The organism is Micropruina glycogenica, from assembly GCF_900289045.1.
Taxonomy (GTDB): Bacteria; Actinomycetota; Actinomycetes; order Propionibacteriales; family Propionibacteriaceae; genus Micropruina; species Micropruina glycogenica.
Window position 1 is genome coordinate 1,415,576 of the sequence record NZ_LT985188.1, and the last position, 16,036, is coordinate 1,431,611.

At 69.8% G+C, this 16,036-nt stretch carries 14 protein-coding genes; 1 reads left to right on the forward strand and 13 read right to left on the reverse strand.

The window, feature by feature from the left end; translation table 11 throughout:
* Positions 1–400: 400 nt before the first annotated feature.
* Entirely contained in the window at positions 401–2,095 is a 1,695-nt protein-coding gene (locus tag MPLG2_RS06535) for a hypothetical protein (protein ID WP_158680926.1), read from the reverse strand.
* Between the two features lie 163 nt (positions 2,096–2,258).
* The gene (locus tag MPLG2_RS06540) at positions 2,259–2,765 is read right to left on the reverse strand and encodes a hypothetical protein (RefSeq protein WP_105185434.1); all 507 of its coding nucleotides are present in this window, start codon (positions 2,763–2,765) and stop codon (positions 2,259–2,261) included.
* Between MPLG2_RS06540 and MPLG2_RS06545 the strand changes: the two genes are divergently transcribed.
* Positions 2,764–3,612 carry a PAC2 family protein gene (locus tag MPLG2_RS06545; protein WP_105187517.1) on the forward strand — a complete coding sequence of 283 codons (849 nt, stop codon included), beginning with the start codon at positions 2,764–2,766 and terminating at the stop codon, positions 3,610–3,612. The two genes, MPLG2_RS06540 and MPLG2_RS06545, sit on opposite strands and share 2 nt — an antisense overlap.
* 31 nt (positions 3,613–3,643) lie before the next feature.
* Here MPLG2_RS06545 and MPLG2_RS06550 read toward each other — a convergent pair whose 3' ends face one another.
* The 11 genes from MPLG2_RS06550 to mihF form a co-directional block, all read right to left on the reverse strand.
* Complete coding sequence (locus MPLG2_RS06550) at positions 3,644–4,507, reverse strand: aminodeoxychorismate lyase (protein ID WP_105185435.1); 864 nt, start codon at positions 4,505–4,507, stop codon at positions 3,644–3,646.
* The gene (rpe, locus tag MPLG2_RS06555) at positions 4,495–5,160 is read right to left on the reverse strand and encodes a ribulose-phosphate 3-epimerase (RefSeq protein WP_105185436.1); all 666 of its coding nucleotides are present in this window, start codon (positions 5,158–5,160) and stop codon (positions 4,495–4,497) included. The genes MPLG2_RS06550 and rpe overlap by 13 nt, the downstream gene beginning before the upstream one ends.
* Before the next feature lie 195 nt (positions 5,161–5,355).
* Positions 5,356–6,630, reverse strand: a complete 1,275-nt coding sequence (locus MPLG2_RS06560) for an RsmB/NOP family class I SAM-dependent RNA methyltransferase (protein WP_231935979.1) — start codon at positions 6,628–6,630, stop codon at positions 5,356–5,358.
* 125 nt (positions 6,631–6,755) lie between these two features.
* The gene (gene fmt / locus MPLG2_RS06565; RefSeq protein ID WP_105185438.1) at positions 6,756–7,676 is read right to left on the reverse strand and encodes a methionyl-tRNA formyltransferase; all 921 of its coding nucleotides are present in this window, start codon (positions 7,674–7,676) and stop codon (positions 6,756–6,758) included.
* Positions 7,677–8,002: 326 nt separating this feature from the next.
* A complete protein-coding gene (locus MPLG2_RS06570) occupies positions 8,003–9,946 on the reverse strand; it encodes a primosomal protein N' family DNA-binding protein (RefSeq protein ID WP_231935878.1) in 1,944 nt (647 codons plus the stop codon).
* Positions 9,947–10,211: 265 nt separating this feature from the next.
* Positions 10,212–11,849 (reverse strand): MFS transporter, encoded by a 1,638-nt coding sequence (locus MPLG2_RS06575; protein ID WP_105185439.1) that lies wholly within the window; start codon positions 11,847–11,849, stop codon positions 10,212–10,214.
* A gap of 240 nt (positions 11,850–12,089) precedes the next feature.
* On the reverse strand, positions 12,090–13,280 hold the full coding sequence (gene metK, locus MPLG2_RS06580) for a methionine adenosyltransferase (RefSeq protein ID WP_105185440.1): 1,191 nt from the start codon (positions 13,278–13,280) through the stop codon (positions 12,090–12,092).
* The gene (coaBC, locus tag MPLG2_RS06585; protein WP_105185441.1) at positions 13,277–14,497 is read right to left on the reverse strand and encodes a bifunctional phosphopantothenoylcysteine decarboxylase/phosphopantothenate--cysteine ligase CoaBC; all 1,221 of its coding nucleotides are present in this window, start codon (positions 14,495–14,497) and stop codon (positions 13,277–13,279) included. The genes metK and coaBC overlap by 4 nt, the downstream gene beginning before the upstream one ends.
* Positions 14,498–14,678: 181 nt before the next feature.
* A complete protein-coding gene (rpoZ, locus tag MPLG2_RS06590) occupies positions 14,679–15,017 on the reverse strand; it encodes a DNA-directed RNA polymerase subunit omega (RefSeq protein ID WP_105187519.1) in 339 nt (112 codons plus the stop codon).
* A gap of 81 nt (positions 15,018–15,098) precedes the next feature.
* Positions 15,099–15,650 carry a guanylate kinase gene (gmk, locus tag MPLG2_RS06595; RefSeq protein WP_105185442.1) on the reverse strand — a complete coding sequence of 184 codons (552 nt, stop codon included), beginning with the start codon at positions 15,648–15,650 and terminating at the stop codon, positions 15,099–15,101.
* Complete coding sequence (gene mihF / locus MPLG2_RS06600; RefSeq protein ID WP_105185443.1) at positions 15,640–15,969, reverse strand: integration host factor, actinobacterial type; 330 nt, start codon at positions 15,967–15,969, stop codon at positions 15,640–15,642. The genes gmk and mihF overlap by 11 nt, the downstream gene beginning before the upstream one ends.
* Positions 15,970–16,036 lie beyond the last annotated feature (67 nt).

Sequence of the window (16,036 nt, forward strand, 5' to 3'; positions counted from 1 at the left end):
GCGTTCGCTCCTCGATGGACAGACGCCCAACTAGAGGCAGCGTACGGCGAACCGCCCAAGCATCACGGCCAGTTGCAAGAGCAATGACTAGGTTGAGCTGCCACTCGAAAGACGCCATCTCGCCTGCGAGCCGATGCGAGAGGGCGTTCCACTTTGCGTGATTACCGAAAACGTGACCCGTTCTCGCAGTTCGGCCACCCGCGGATTTCGGTGGCTCGTGAGGCGGGGTGGCGTCCACGGTCTCAGGCTACTGCGCGCCCTTGATGTCGATCAGTAACTGGCCACGGGCGTCCGCTCTTGCCGCGGTGTGCGAGGGTAGGCTTCGGCCTCCCGAGCACGACCGCCCTCAATGCCGCGGGCGGCGAGTTGAAGGGGAACGTCCGAACCAGTTAGGCGGGCGCTACCGCGTGATCTCCTTTGGGGCTTCCGTCCTGAACGGGAGCGCAACCAGCAGCGCCTCGCGCTCCGAATCGGGAATCGCCATCTGATCGGCAAGCAGGGCTCCGAGTCGCTTCACGGCGGCGTCGGTCGCTGAACCGTTCCCGAAGCGCCAGTGGTAGTCATCAGTCCTCGTAATGAGGTCGACCTCGGCCACTCCTTCGGGGTTGTCGTCGCGGAAGCGGACGTACCTGATGTCGCTAGTGGGGATCGCCTTCCGGATCACACCGTGTGACCGAAACTCGTCGACGTCGGCAATGAGGACTCGTTGGCTGGTTACGGATACAAGGAGGTCGTCGCGGTCCAGTCCTTCAGTGGCCGCCTCCAGGATGTCCTGCCGCCGAAACGCTGCTTCGAATGCGGAGCCGAGTGCGCCGAGGCCGCGCCCGATGCCGTCGCCCACTGACTCGATCGCGCCGGTCGGAGGCGTCCGTGTCATTGCTAGGGCAAGCACCTCCTCGTCCGCGCGGACGTGCCAACGCAGGATGCGGAGGTCCTTCGCCATGCGTTCGTCGCTCTTTGCGTAGGTTGTAGCTGGCCGCTCAAGGGGTGCAGGGATCTTGCGTGCGGAGCCGCCGATTCGCTCCACGGCGGCAAGCAGTTGCGTCGCCATCGCCGCGACATCCCGGGCGCTGCGGCTGGCTTTGGTAAAGGGAATGGTCTGCTTGCCGGGAAGTTCAGCGAGGATGGACAGTTCACGGGTGAGCGTCTCTAGCAGGCCGGCCATGTCCTCGACGACAGCGTGGTATTCGGAGCTGGCGTCGCTGGTGATCTTCTCCAGCAGCCTCGCTTCGCTCGGGTTGCTGCCGGCCTCGAGCCTGGCTCTTCCAGCGCGCAGGGCTTGATACTCGAACCACGACCTGTGTGCGAGCAGGAGGCTGTGCAGATCAAGCAGCATCGCCTCACCGTTCTTCTCGATGTACTGGAGCCGTTCTGTGTGCCCTTTGTGCAGGGCGAGTGTGGCGGCGTGGTTCTTCACGTTGCGTCGGAACAGATCACGGTGCTTCTGCAGGTCCTTCTCGGATCCGTGAACGTTCTGCCAGATCAGCGGAGTCACTTCGCCAACCTCGCCGGCCTCTTCGATGGCCCTCCCGACCGCCTTCTGCAGGCCGGTGAGTTCGGCCCACTGCTCGTGGCGGACGGTCTTCAGGACGCCCTCTGTGAGCTCGAGGTTCTGCGAGATGAGCCCCTGAAGCTCGTTGAGCTGGACCTGAATGGCGATCATCGCCATCGCTGGCCCGACGGCGGCGAGTACACCCGCGGCCTGCAGCCCGCCGGCGGGGATGAACCTGGCCTGGCCGACGACCTGGCCGTGCTGCACTATCGTCCCGAGGCTCTGGCCGCCGCTCTGCATCAGCGTCGCGCCGGTCGAGTGCATCTTCGCCACGCTCTCGGCGGCCATCCTGTAGAGACCTGGCTGCACCTGGCGCAGCGCGTTCGCGGCCTGGCCGCCCAGGTTGAACGCAGCACTCGCGGTCGCGAGCGCTGACGCGATCGCCGCTTGATCCCCCGTAGTAACGAGGCGGAAGGGCATCAGCTCGAACCCTTCGGGCGCTTCGCCGTACACCAGTGCCGTGCCGGGTGAAACTTCGACGATCACGCTTTCAGGGGCAGGAACTCGTTCGTCGTCCGCTGCACCGTCGCCGTCGATTGCCACCAGGTGAGACTAGCCCTTCCGGCCTGCCTACCGGCCGACCTTAAGCGAATCAACCCGGCGGCGGAACATTCGAGGCCGCACGCCACAAGGCTGGTCGTCTCACGGCCAGTAGGGAAGAGCCCGGTCGTGGCCCGAGTGCATATCCGCTCATGCCGCAGGCAGGTTAGGTAGGAACCAAGTCGGCCGCTTCGTCCGGCGTCCTTGGGAGCGCGACTTCGAAGAGCCTATGGAGTCCTGTTCGCAGGGCCTGGCTCCGAGTTGCCGCGTCGGCGAGTGTCACATCGCAGTACGGCAGTGCGAGTGACATCGCGGCGATGTCATGTAGGTCGTTCGTGGTCCACTGGTGGCCAGCGTCTCGGTGAGAGCTGGTCCTGAGTTCAATGACCACCCGCTGGCTCGGCATGCGCAGGACGAACGCGCGCCTCTCGTTCATGCTCTGCCCTAGGTCCTGGAGTTGCCGCCCACGATCGTGCATCTGTCGGTACAGCATCTCGTTCAGTTCGTAGAAGAGGTGGCGAGCCAGGATGACGTCGCGGAGTCTGCCGTGTCGCCAGTGGTCGTCGAGCTTGTGTTGAGCCAGATCCTTATCGAATTCAAGATTGTCTCGGATGGTCTGTTGGGCCTTCTCCGGGCCGAACACGTCGGTGGCGGTGAGTAGCATGGCCGACATGTCGGAACTCAAGTCGTTGAAGAACCTGCGCCGACCGGCCGTGGTGGCCGCGTTCGGCGGCTGGGGTGACGCCGGCGACGCGGCCAGCGGGGTGATCGACCACCTGGCGGCGCTCACCTCTGCGAAGCTGGCGTTCGCCATCGATCCCGACGACTACTACGACTTTCAGGTCAACCGGCCCACCGTTTCGACCACGTCCGGCGGCGAGCGGTCGCTGCAATGGCCCACCACCGAGGTGCTGGTCGCGCACTTGGCCGAACGCGATCTGGTGCTGATCGGCGGCCCCGAACCCAACTTTCACTGGCGCGGTTTCAGCACGGCGTTGGTGTCGGCGATGCGCACGGTGAAGCCCGAGATCGTGGTGATGCTCGGCTCGATGCTCACCGACGCCCCGCATTCGCGGCCGGTGCCGGTGCACGGCTCGGCGGCCACCCCGGCACTGGCCGAGACGTTGGGTCTTGAGGTGTCGAGCTATGAGGGTCCGACGGGCATTCACGGGGTGTTGGCAGCCGACTGCGCCGTGATCGGCCTGCCGACCGCGTCGCTGTGGGCGTCGGTGCCGCACTACGTGGCCGAGCCGCCCAATCCCAAGGCCACGCTGGCGCTGCTCGACCGGTTGGAGGACTTGCTCGACACGCCCCTCGACCCGGGCGATCTGCCCGAGCAGGCCGTGCAGTGGGAGACCCAGGTGAACGACCTGGCCGCCGAAGACAGCGACATCAGCGCCTACATCAGCGCGCTGGAAGAGCGGCGCGACGAGAACCAGCCCGAGCCGCAGGGCGACGCGATCGCCGCCGAGATTCAGCGCTACCTGCGCCGGCGTAACCAGGGGCCGTCCCAGCGCTAGGCCCGTCGGTGCGGCCGCTGGTCGAGGCGGCTCAGAACCCGCCCCAAGCGGCCAGCCGGGCGTTCCAGTCGTGGTCGACGCGCAGTTGCTGCCCGTCGAGCCTGGTTACCGGGCAGACGCCGCGAATGGACGACGCCAGCCACACGCCGTCCGACTCGAACAAGGTGCTGACGGGAATCAGTTCGTGCGCGGTGTCGAGGCCCTCACCGGCGGCGCGGGCGAAGATCTGCCGTCCGGTGACCGAGTCGAGAATGCCGGTGTCACCTGTGGGCGTGGTGAGCAGCCGGTCGCCCTGGCGCACGATCACCGCGGAGGTTGGCCCTTCGAGGGCGTAGCCGTCGCTGCTGACGAACAGCGCATCGGTGTCGCCGTGAGCCTCTGCGACCCGTTTCGCGGCGGCGTTCACGGCGTACGAGAGCAGCTTCACCCCGCCCAGCAGCCAGGGCGCGTCGGCGAAGGCGTCGCTGGCGTAGCCGCGGTTCAGCAGCCGAACCGTGATGCCCGCGCGGGCCCGGCGCATGGCGTCGAGGTTCAACTCGGTGATGGTCAGAAAGCCGGTGGGCACGCCGGGGTTCAACTCGGGGCCGCGGGTCAGCACCAGTTTGAGCACGGCCTCGGGCAGGTCGGGCCAAGCGGCCACCGCCTCGGCGATCAGGCTGCGCCAGGCGCCGGAGTCGAAGGCCAGACCGAGGGTGCGCGCCGACTGCTCGAAGCGTTGCAGATGGTCGTCCAGGTTCTCGACCACTGCGTGCGCTCCCCCGCCCAGCACCCGCATGGCATCGAAGCACCCGTCACCCCTGACCAGGCCGACGTCGTCCGCGGTCGCGATCGGCTGCCCGGTCGGCACCACCCCCCGGCCGAGCAGCGCGACCAGTTGCCGGCTCAATGCGCGCACGCCGCGATGGCCTGCTCGCGCAGCGCCACCACCATCGCATCGGGATTCTCGGCGCTGTAGACGGCCGAGCCGGCCACGAAGGTGTCGGCACCGGCCTCGGCGCAGCGCTCGATGGTTTCGACCGACACGCCACCGTCGACCTGCAGCCAGATGTCACCGCCTGTGCGGGCGATCAGTGCGCGGGTGCGGCGGATCTTGGGCAGCACCAGATCGAGAAACTTCTGCCCGCCGAAGCCGGGCTCGACGGTCATCAGCAGCACCATGTCGAGTTCGCCGAGCAGGTCTGCATAGGGCTCGATCGGGGTGGCCGGCTTCAACGCCATGGACGCCCGCGCGCCCAGCGAGCGCAGTTCGCGGGCCAGCTTGATCGGCGCTGCGGACGCCTCGACGTGAAACGTCACCGACTCGCAGCCCGCGTCCGCGTAGCCGGGGGCCCAACGATCGACCTCGGCGATCATCAGATGAATGTCGAGAAACGCCGTCGTACTGGCCCGAATGCACTCGACCACCGGCAACCCCAGCGTCAGGTTGGGCACGAAACGGTTGTCCATCACGTCGATGTGCACGCCGTCAGCACTTGGAATGCGGGCGATCTCGCCGCTGAGATTGGCCAGGTCTGCGTTCAGAATGCTCGGGGTGATGCGCAACGTCATGGCCCCGACCCTAGTGTGCGGCGGCAGCGTCGTCATCCGCGGTCACGTGGGTTCTCCAGCCCATCCTCTGCCGCTGGCCTCTGACATTGCTCGCGATAACGCTCGTTGCTCGCGTTCGGACACGAGCAACGTCGCTTTGCGCGAGCAACGTCGTTGGCGTGGCGGCAGGGTCGACGCGACATCGCGCGCCAGCTCTCAGCGTTTGCGCAGCAACGCCAGGAACATGGCGTCGGTACCGTGCCGGTGCGGCCACAGTTGCAGGTACGGGCCGCGGGCGGCGTCGGGCACCTCGGGCATCACGCTGCCGGCATCGATCACCTCGACGCCCCCCGCGCTCTCGACCACCTCGACCGTTTCGCGCCGGTGCGGTGAGCAGGTCACGTACGCGATCACGCCGCCAGGCCTGGCCGCCACGATCGCCGAGCGCAGCAGGGCGCGTTGCAGGGGCACCAGGACGTCCAGATCGGCAGGCTGCCGCCGCCACCGCGACTCCGGACGGCGGCGTAGCGCCCCCAGGCCGGTGCAGGGGGCGTCCACCATCACACGGGCGAACGTGCCGCCAGGCCAGGCCGCACGGGTGCCGTCGGCGGCGATCACCACCGGAGTCGGGTCGGCGTAGCCGGCCAGCGCCTTCGCGACCAGGGCTGCCCGGTGTGGCTGCAGCTCGGCAGCCAGCAGCCGCTGCCCGGCCTGCCGGGCCAGACCGGCCAGTAGCGCCGCTTTGCCGCCGGGGCCGGCGCAGGTGTCGAGCCACGGGCCATCGGGTGCCGCGACGCCTGCCAAGGCCCAGGCGACGAGTTGCGACCCCTCGTCCTGCACGCCCGCCCTGCCCTCGCGCACAGCGATGATCGCGGACGGACTGCCAGCCGCGGTAGCTCCGAACGGCGACCAGCGCAGCGGCTCGCCGCCCAGCTCGTCGACCTCGGCCAGGCCGGGGCGCACCACGAGGTGCGTCACGGGTGCGGTGTTGTCGGCCGCCAGCAGCGCCTCGACCTCGGGCGCGGGCAGTATGTCGGCGAAGGCGTCGATGATCCATTGCGGGTGGCGGGCCAGCAGGGCCCGGGCGTCCGGTCGGTCGGCCCGCAGCCGGTCGGCCCACCCGTCGAGGTCGTGGGCGCCGACCTTACGAAGAATGGCGTTCACCACCCCCGTGACCCGCTCCGACACCGCCGAGCGGGCCAGGTCGACCGTTGCGGCGATGGCGGCGTGCGCCGGTACCCGCAGATCGAGCAGTTGGTGGGTGCCGAGCCGCAACAGATCGACGACCGCCGGTTGCAGGGTGCGCAGTTCGCGTCCCGCGGCAGAGACGATGATGGCATCGAACAGCCCCAGGCCGCGGCAGGTGCCGGCGACCAGTTCGGTGGCGAACGCGGCGTCGCGCACCGACAGCCCTTCGGTGTGTTCGGCGAGTGCCAGGTTGGCGTAGGCGTCGTCGGCAGTGACCGCCCGCAGGGTACGAAAGGCCGCCAGCCGGGCCGGGTCGGTTCGGCGAGCCGCGCCTGAAGCCTGGTTGTGTGAGGTTCGTCGACGACGTTGGCCGGAACGCGCAGCATCGTGGCGCGATGTCGGCCCACGATCCTTCGGGTTGTGCTCGGTCACTCGAAACCGCCCGGGTCGACCCCGAGACCGCGCCCCCAGGCGGCGGCCTCCATGGGTCGCTTGCCGGCGGGCTGCACGGTGAGCAGTTCGAGCACCCCACGACCCGTGCCCACGTGCACCGAGCGCTTGTCGACCGCGAGCGTTCCCGGGGGCAGCACGGTGCCGGCGTGAGCGTGGCCGAGCCAGAGCTTGAGGCGTTCGCCGCGGTAGGTCGTCCAGGCCACCGGGCTGGGGTTGCAGGCTCTGATCAACCGATCGATGTCGAGGGCGGGTCGACGCCAGTCGACGCGTGCCTCGGCGACGCTCAGCTTGGGCGCCCGCGACACGCCCTGCTCCGGTTGCGTGGTGGCGACCGCAGTGCCGGCCTCGAGGGCGTCCAACACGTCGACGAGCAGGCTCGCGCCGCGGTCGGCGAGTCGGGTGAGTACGCCGCCCGTCGTCTCGTGCTCGCCCAGCGGCGATGCCTCGCGCAGGTACACCGGGCCGGCGTCGAGGGCGGGCACGAGGTCGAAGATCGTGATGCCGGTTTCGGTGTCACCGGCCAGAATGGCCCGCTGCACCGGTGCCGCACCGCGCCAAGCAGGCAGTAGTGAGAAGTGCACGTTCACCCAGCCGTGGGCCGGAATCGCCAGCACCGCCGGCGGAATCAATGCCCCATAGGCGACCACGGGGCAACAGTCGGGTGCGAGCGCACGCAGCCGCTCGACGAAGTCCGGCTCGCTCGGACGGGTGGGGGTCAAAGTTTCGACGCCGTGCTCGGCCGCCCACGCCGCCACGGGGCTGGGCACCGGCCGGTTGCTGCGGCCCTGCGGGGCGTCCGGACGGGTGACGACCGCGAGCAACTCATGGTGTGACGCGGCGACCGCCTGCAAAGCCGGCAGGGCAACCGCGGGAGTACCGGCGAAGACGATGCGCACCGCGTCAGCCTACCGAGCCCACCCGCGACGCTTCGCCGGTCAAGCCGTCGCGACCCACGGCCGGTCGATTGTGTCGAGACCCTCCGGCTGCGATCGTCTGCCCACACGTGTTCAGCCCGGATCCACCGACCTGCGCCTACTGCGCGCCCGCATGCGGGCGGCCTGGCTGCGCCGGCCACGCTCAACAGACCACCGGTATGCCCTCGCGCGGCCGGCTGCCCAGCCCACCCCCCTGGTGCCGCTCGCTGCGGCGCCCATCGGATGCCGGCTCAGCCGGCCCTGCGTCGCACCGCACCCGGGTCTCACCAAGCCGCGCGGCCGATCGGTCACAGCACGGCCGGATCGACCCGCACGCGCAGCGAACCGTCATCTTTGTGAGCGGTGCGCCGGGCCTGCACAGCCTTGGCTGCCGCGACCAACGCCACGCCCTCATGTGCCGGCGTGCGCAGCATCGATCGATGGTCGCCGTCGGCGAGCAGCACCGGCCCCAACAGCACGGCACTCGTTTCGGCCTGGCCGAACCTGACCGCCTCAGCCACAGCATCGGCGGCGCCCTCGAAGCTGACCAGCTTGGTGACCGGCGGAAACCCGGCCGCGGCCCGATCGGCCAACTCACGCGCCGCGAACCCGGGCGCGTCCAACCGCACCAGGGCCTGCACGGCACGCGCGGCCGGGTCGCCGACCACGACCACGGTGCCGTCGTCGGACGCCCCGCGCACCAACGACACCGCAGCCAGCCAGCGGCGCAGCGCCTCTTCGGCGGCGCGCAGGTCGGCCCGAGCCAGCAACAGGTCGGCATCGAGCAGCACCGCCGTGGCGTAACCGCCCTCAGCGGTCGGCTCGGCCCCTGGCGTGGCCAGCACGAGCGCGGGTTCGGCACCCACCTCGGCCACCCGGTGCTCGCCGCTGGACTGCACCACCTGGGTCTGCGGAAAGGCGCGACCGAGCTCTTCTGCGGTGCGCTGCACCCCGACCCGCGGGGCGCGCAACTCGGTGCCCCCGCAGTCGGGGCAGTGCCAATCGGGTCGCACCCCGCAGACTCGGCAGACCGCCGCGGCTCTTGAGGCCTGCCGCTCGCCTGCCAGCGGGTGGGCACAGGCCGGGCATCGCGCCAGGGCCCGGCACCGGGCGCAGGCCAGGGACGCCAGGTAGCCGGCGCGCGGCACCTGCACCAGCACCGGCCCGGCTGCCAGCCCGGCCCTGATGGCGGTGAATACCTCGTGCGGCAGCCGCGAGTGTGCGGCCGGGTCGCGTTCGAGCGCCCAGTCGGTGGCCGCGGCGACGCGCACCACGGGGCAGAGCTCCCGCCGAACCGCCGGCGGCACCTGCAGCGGCACCAGCCAGTCGTGCTCGACCAGGCTCTGCACCTCGGCCGTGCGCGCGTAACCCAGGTAGAGCAACCCGCACGACTGCCGCGCTGAGCGCAGTGCCGCCACCACCCGCGCGTGCGGGTAGGGCGCCCGGGGATCGGCCCACGAGTCGTCGCCGTCGTCGTACAGCGCGATCAGGCCCAGGTCGGCGACCGGCGCGAAGGCAGCCGCCCGGGTGCCCAGCACGAGCCGGACACTGCCGCGAGCTGCGGCCAGAAACGCCCGGTAGCGCGCGGCCGGCCCCAGATCGGCGCTGAGCGTGACGAAACTGCCCCGACCGAACGCCGCCTCGCACCGGGCCTCGAGCCGCGCCAGGTCGGCAGCGTCGGGCACCAGCAGCGACACCCCGCGACCGCCTTTCAGAGTTGCGGCGGCCGCCTCGATCATGGCCTGCGCCCAGTCGCCGGCCGGTTCGGTCACCGGCGCCAGGGCCAGGGTGGCCCGCGGTGCGCGGCCGTCACGCAAGGCGCCGAGCAGGGCGGTGCCGTGCGGGTAGTGGTTCAGGGTGGGCGCGTCGTTCACAGGGTGGGGTGTTGGACGCTCGGGCGCCGTCGCCTGCTCGGTGATGCCGTGTCGGGGCGGCACCGCCAGCCGCACCACGTCGGTGAAGGTGCCGGCGTAGTGGTCGGCCACCGCCCGCACCACGCCGACGATCTCGGGCCGCAGCACCGGCTCGGGCGACACCACCTTGAGCAGCGGCGCCAGTTCGCGCTCGGAGTCCGATGACGTCAGCACGTCGATCACGAACCCGTCGCGCTGCCGGCCCGCGAAGCGCACCCGCACCCGGCAGCCCGGCACCGCCTGGTCGGCCAGTTCGTCGGGAATCGCGTAGTCGAAGAACCGGTCGAGGTGCGGCAGCGGTACGTCCACCGCCACCCTCGCGACCCTCGGCTCACCCACGCCCCCGATGCTAGGGGGCGGCACCGACACACGTCGTTCCGGGACGAAACGGGACGGTTCCGAGTCGCATGCCGCCGCACGGCAACCCCCACCCCGGCCGGTCGACGGAATCGGCAACCCATCCCCTCGATTCAGCGCCCGCGCGCACGAGGGAGATCCCGTCGTCCGCCGGGATGACGAGGCGGCCTGACCCAAGAACCCGGGGACGGTTCGCGGTCGTCCCGCGAACAAACGTGTGCACCGCGTCATCCCGGCGGGTGCCTCGTCATTCCGGCGGACGCTCGTCGGCGCGGGACGGGCGGAACGCCAGCGTCGGCGGCACCAGGTGCCGGCCGACCGGCCGCGTGGTTGCGAACGAGAACGCGTGCTGCTCGATCGCCTGGTCGTCGGCCGTGAGGCGTTCGGTGTGCTGCCGTTCGTGCTCGGCCCACGAGGCCACGGTGAACACCTCGATGAAGCCGTCCGTGCTCTCGGCCACCCGGTACAACTCCCAGCGCACGGCTCCGCTGCGTAGCCGGGAGCGGCGCATGGCGTCCATCGCAGCGAGCCACTCGGTCACTCGGTCAGGGGCGATCTGGTACTCGACCATCACCTGCACCGGGCCGGTGTCGGACGCCGGGTCGATGTCGATGGGCGACTCGGCCCAGTAGGCCAGCGGGGTGCGGTCGAGTTGGGCGCTCTCGGGAATGCGCAACCCGATCGCGCCCACACCGGCCACCACCACCAGTGCGGCGGCGACCGTCACCGCCAACCCGAGCCCCCAGTGCTGCGTGACCTGCCCCCAGACGGGCGACGCGATCACCTGCGAACCGGTGAAGGTCATCAGGTAGATGGCCAACGCCCTGGCCCGCACCCAGCCGGGCAGAAACAGTTGCAGCTCTGCGTTCAAGGTGGCGATCGTGGCGGTCCAGCAGTAGCCGGCCACGATCAACAGCGGCACAGCCACCCACAGCCCGGGCGCCAGCATGATCAGCCCGAACGCCAGGCCGTAGATCACCGCCGCGGCGGTCAGAATCGTGTTCGAGCTCACCCGGTGTTTCACGTGGCCCAGCGTCAGCGCACCCAGGGTGGCACCCACCCCCAGGGCGCCGAACATAATGCCGTACCCGGACGCTCCGGCGGCCAACTGCTGGTTGGCGATCAAGGGCAGCAGGGCCCAGAGTGCTGTGGCCGGAGCGACGAAGAGCACCACGCGCAGCAGGATCGTGCGCACGTGCGGCTCGTGGCGCACGTAACGGGCCCCTGCGCGCAGCGCGGGCAGAAACCGCTCGCGCTGCGTGCTGACCATGGACGGCCGGCGCCAGGCCAGCAGCGCGGCCAGCAGAATCACCGTGCAGCAGGCGTTGAACGCGAAGACCGGGGGCACCCCCCAGGCAGCGATCAGGGCACCTGCGATCGCCGGCCCGGCAGCCCGTGCCACGTTGACGTTGATCATGTCGAGACGTGTGGCTGCCGCGATCTGCGAGCGGGGCACGAGTTCTGTCATCAACGGCTGCCAGGTGGGCAGTTGCAGCGCCAGGCCGGATCCGATCAGAAACGTGAACGCCAGCAGCAGCGGAGCGCTCAGGCTGCCGGTCCAGGCCAGCACGGCCAGCAGCACCGCGATCGAGATCGCGTACAGCTGAATGCCGATCATCAGTTGCCGCCGGTCGAACGCGTCCGAGATCACGCCGGCGGGCAGCGCCAGCAGCATCACCGGCAGCGCGTTGGCCGCCGCAACCAGCGACACGATGGTCGCGGCGCTGGGGTCTTGAATGAACAACCACTGGGCACCGACCGTTTGGGCGAACGTGCCGATGCTGCTGGCCACCACGCCGACCCACAGCCAGGCGAACACGCGGTTGCGCAGCGGCGCGAACACCGACGACGACTCCGCCGGCTGATCTGTCGGTGCTTGGCTCATAGGTCCATCTCAACCCATGTCAGCGCCGCGAAACAGTCCCCGCCAATGCCCCTCTGTGCTGGTCACCCTCAGGCAGACCAACCCGAATCGTCATTCCGGCGAAAGCCGGAATCTCAAAAGGCACACTCGGGGACCGTCCCCCACCCCAGAGATTCCGGCGTACGCCGGAATGACGGTGGTTGCGGCCGCCGTCGACTTCCAAACGCCGACCCAAGAAGGTCTCGACCAGTTCGACCAGCTTCAGCCCTTGACGGCGCCCGCAAGCGCGTCGGCGCGGTCGGTGCGTTCCCAGGTGAACTCGGGCAACTCGCGTCCGAAGTGGCCGTAGTTGGTGGTGAGCGAGTAGATCGGCCGCAGCAGGTCGAGGTCGCGAATGATGGCCGCCGGCCGCAGGTCGAACACCTGCAACACCGCGTCGGTGATCTGATCGAGCGGAACGGTCTCGGTGCCGAAGCAGTCGGCGTAGAAACCCACCGGGTGCGAGCGGCCGATCGCGTAGGCGACCTGCACCTCGCAACGGGTCGCCAGCCCGGCCGCCACCACGTTCTTGGCCACCCAGCGCATGGCGTAGGCCGCCGAGCGGTCGACCTTAGAAGGGTCCTTGCCCGAGAACGCGCCGCCGCCGTGCCGGGCCATGCCGCCGTAGGTGTCGACGATGATCTTGCGGCCCGTGACCCCGGCGTCGCCCATCGGGCCGCCGATCACGAACTTGCCGGTCGGGTTGACGTACACGCTCTTGGCATCGGAGGCCACGTCGTAGCCGGCCAGCACCGGCTCGATCACCTCGGCGATGATGCCGGGGCGAATGTCGTCGTCGTAGGACGCCTCGGCCGTGTGCTGCGACGACACCACGACCGCGTCGACACCCACGGGGCGGTCGCCGTCGTAGGCGATGGTCACCTGGGTCTTGCCGTCGGGCAGCAGAAACGGCAACACCCCGCTGCGCCGCACCTCGGTGAGCCGCTGCGACAGCCGGTGCGCCATGTGAATCGGCAGCGGCATCAACTCGGGGGTGTCGGTGCAGGCGTAGCCGAACATCAGCCCCTGGTCGCCGGCGCCCTGGCTGTCGAGCGCGTCACCCGAGCCGCCCTCGCGGTGCTCGCCGGCGTCGTTCACGCCCTGGGCGATGTCGGGCGACTGCGCACCGATCGACACCAGCACCCCGCAGGAGGCCCCGTCGAACGACTTGTCGGACGAGTCGTAGCCGATCTGCAGAATGCGTTCACGGGCCAGCCGGGCGATGTCGACGTACCCGGCCGTGGTCACCTCACCGGCGACGTGAACGGTGCCGGTGGTGACCAGCGTTTCGACCGCCACCCGGCTGCCGATGTCTTGAGCCAGCAGCGCGTCCAACACGGCGTCAGAGACCGAGTCGGCCACCTTGTCGGGGTGGCCCTCGGTGACTGACTCAGAGGTGAACAGGCGGCTCATCGGGTGGTTCCCTTCGTATGAACGACGGCGTCGAGAATGCGGTGGGCGATCAGGTTCTTGTCTCCGGCGGCCTCGCCGACCACCCCGGTGGAGTCGACAATAGTGACGGCGTTGTCGGCGGCGCCGAACACCGCGCCGCCACTGACGTCGTTGAGCACCAACAGATCGCAGCCCTTGCGTGCGAGCTTCGCACGGCCCAGTTCGAGCAGCCGCTCGCGACTGCCCGCGGTCTCGGCCGCGAAACCGACGATCACCTGATCGTCGTGCCGCGCGCGCACCAGGGCGGCCAGCACGTCGGTGGTCTGGCTGAACTCGACGCTCAACCCGGCATCGCCGCTCTTCTTCAGCTTCTGCGCACTCGGGTCGGCCGGGGTGAAGTCGGCGGGTGCCGCTGCCATCACGATCACGTCGCTGCTCGGCGCCAGCGCCATCATGGCGTCGGCCAGGTCGGCGGTCGAGGTGACGTGCTGCACGTCGGCCGAACCGGGCACGTCGGCGGTGATGGCCGCGGCCACCACGGTGACGTCGGCCCCGCGCAGGGCGGCGGCTCGGGCGATGGCCAGGCCCATGCGTCCAGAACTCGCGTTGGAGAGATAGCGGACGGGGTCGAGCGCCTCACGGGTGCCCCCGGCGCTGACGGTGAGCCGCACGCCGTCCAGATCACGAGCCCTGACCGCGCGGGTGACGTCGGGGGCGAGCAGCGACAACGCCGCCTGTTCGATGTCGGCGGGTTCGGGCAGCCGGCCGGGGCCGGTGTCGGCACCGGTGAGCCGTCCGGAATCGGGGTCGAGCACCACCACGCCCCGCTCGCGCAGGGTGGCCACGTTGGCCACGGTGGCGGGGTGGAGCCACATCTCGGTGTGCATCGCCGGGGCCATCAGCACCGGGCAGGTGGCGGTCAGCAGCACGTTGGTGAGCAGGTCGTCGGCGCGTCCGGTGGCCGCCCGCGCCAGCAGGTCGGCAGTCGCCGGCGCCACGACCACCAACTCGGCCTCGCGGCCGAGCCGCACGTGCGGCACCTCGTGCGCGTCGTGCCACACCTGCGTGCGCACCGGACGGCCCGACAGGGCGGCCCAGGTGGTCTCACCCACGAAGTTCAGCGCGTTCGCGGTGGGCACCACGGTGACCTCGTGGCCGGCTTCGGTGAACCGGCGCAGCAGCAGGCACGCCTTGTACGCGGCGATTCCGCCGGCCACCCCGAGCACGATGCGGCTCATGGCGTGGCACGCCGAAGACTCAGGCCGGATCCACCGATGGCCGCCGTAGCGGGCGGCACCAGACGGGTGGGCCGGGCAGCCGGTCCGCGCGAGGGCGTACCGGGCGTCTGTTGAGCGTGGCCGGCGCAGACGGGGCGCCCGGCTGGGGTCGCGCAGTAGGCGGAAATCGGTGGATCCAGACTCAGGCCAGGTCGTCGCTGAAGGGGTCGAGGTCGCTGAAGTCGGGGTCGGCCTCGGCCTCGGCGCGCGCGGCGGCCTCGGCCTCGGGGTCGATCTCGGTGCACTCCAGCACCCCGGCGTTCACCTCGCGCAGCGCGATCGACAGCGGCTTCTCTTGCACGCCGGTGTCGACCAGCGGGCCGACGTTCTCGAGCAGGCCCTCGCCCAACTGGCTGTAGTAGGCGTTGATCTGCCGGGCGCGCTTGGCGGCGAACAGCACCAGGCGGTACTTGGAGTCGACCTGGGCCAGCAGCTCGTCGATCGGCGGGTTGGTGATGCCCTCGGGAATCTGTGTGCTCAAAGGATGACCTTCGGTTCGGTTCGGCGCGGCCCGGCCGTCGGTTCGGGCCGGTGCGCCAGTGATGGAGTCGGCTTGCAAAACTCACAAGCCAAGCAAGCTTACCAAGTCGTCGACCGCTCTGCCCAAATCGTCGTTGACCACCAAGTGATCGAACTCGTCGGCGGCGGCCAGCTCGACCTGGGCGGTGCGCAGCCGGCGTTCGCGCTGCTCGGCGGTTTCGGTGCCGCGGCCCACCAAGCGGTTGACCAGTTCGGCCCAGTTGGGTGGTGCGATGAACACCAGTCGAGCGCCCGGCAGTCGCTGCCGCACCTGGCGTGCACCCTGCAGGTCGATCTCGAGAATCACCCGTTCGCCCCGCTCGACGGCCGCTTCGACGGGTGCGCTCGGGGTGCCGTAGCGGTCACGCCCGTGCACCGTGGCCCATTCGAGCAGGCCGTCGGTGGCGACCAGTTCGTCGAAGTCGGCGTTGCTGACGAAGTGGTAGTGCACGCCGTCGACCTCGGTGGGGCGGGGCGGTCTGGTGGTGGCCGAAACCGATACCCAGACCTCGGGGTGGCGTGCCTTCAGCGCCTGTACAACCGTTCCCTTGCCAACGGCCGTGGGGCCAGAGATGACGGTGACGTCACCGCTCACCGAACTCGGCCTTCAGGCCGGCCAATTGGTGCCGTCCGAGTCCGCGAATGCGCCGGTTGGCCGCGATGTCGTACCGCTCCATCACCAGCGTCGCACGCTTATCACCCACCCGTGGCAGGGCCTTGAGCAGGTCGATCACCTTGACGTGCGCGAGCACCTCGTCTTCGTTGGCCACGTCGAGGGCCTGCGCGAGGGTCAGCTCGCCGGAGCGCACTCGCGCCTTCAGCGCCGAGCGTGACCGACGCGCCTCGGTGGCGGCCGCACGAGCCGCTTTCAACTGCTCGGTCGTCAATTGGGGGATTGCCACAGTGTCCTCCATTTAATCGCCGTCGATTGAGTCATAACCTACAAGCAAACCGGGTGCGTGAAAACCCTTATGGGACGGC

Coding starts and splice junctions, on each gene's coding strand:
- rpe (WP_105185436.1), bottom strand. CDS start 5,160: ATGACGTTGCGCATCACCCCGAGCATTCTGAACGCAGACCTGGCCAAT.
- metK (WP_105185440.1), bottom strand. CDS start 13,280: ATGAGCCGCCTGTTCACCTCTGAGTCAGTCACCGAGGGCCACCCCGAC.
- MPLG2_RS06545 (WP_105187517.1), top strand. CDS start 2,764: ATGTCGGAACTCAAGTCGTTGAAGAACCTGCGCCGACCGGCCGTGGTG.
- MPLG2_RS06540 (WP_105185434.1), bottom strand. CDS start 2,765: ATGTCGGCCATGCTACTCACCGCCACCGACGTGTTCGGCCCGGAGAAG.
- coaBC (WP_105185441.1), bottom strand. CDS start 14,497: ATGAGCCGCATCGTGCTCGGGGTGGCCGGCGGAATCGCCGCGTACAAG.
- MPLG2_RS06575 (WP_105185439.1), bottom strand. CDS start 11,849: ATGAGCCAAGCACCGACAGATCAGCCGGCGGAGTCGTCGTCGGTGTTC.
- mihF (WP_105185443.1), bottom strand. CDS start 15,969: ATGGAGGACACTGTGGCAATCCCCCAATTGACGACCGAGCAGTTGAAA.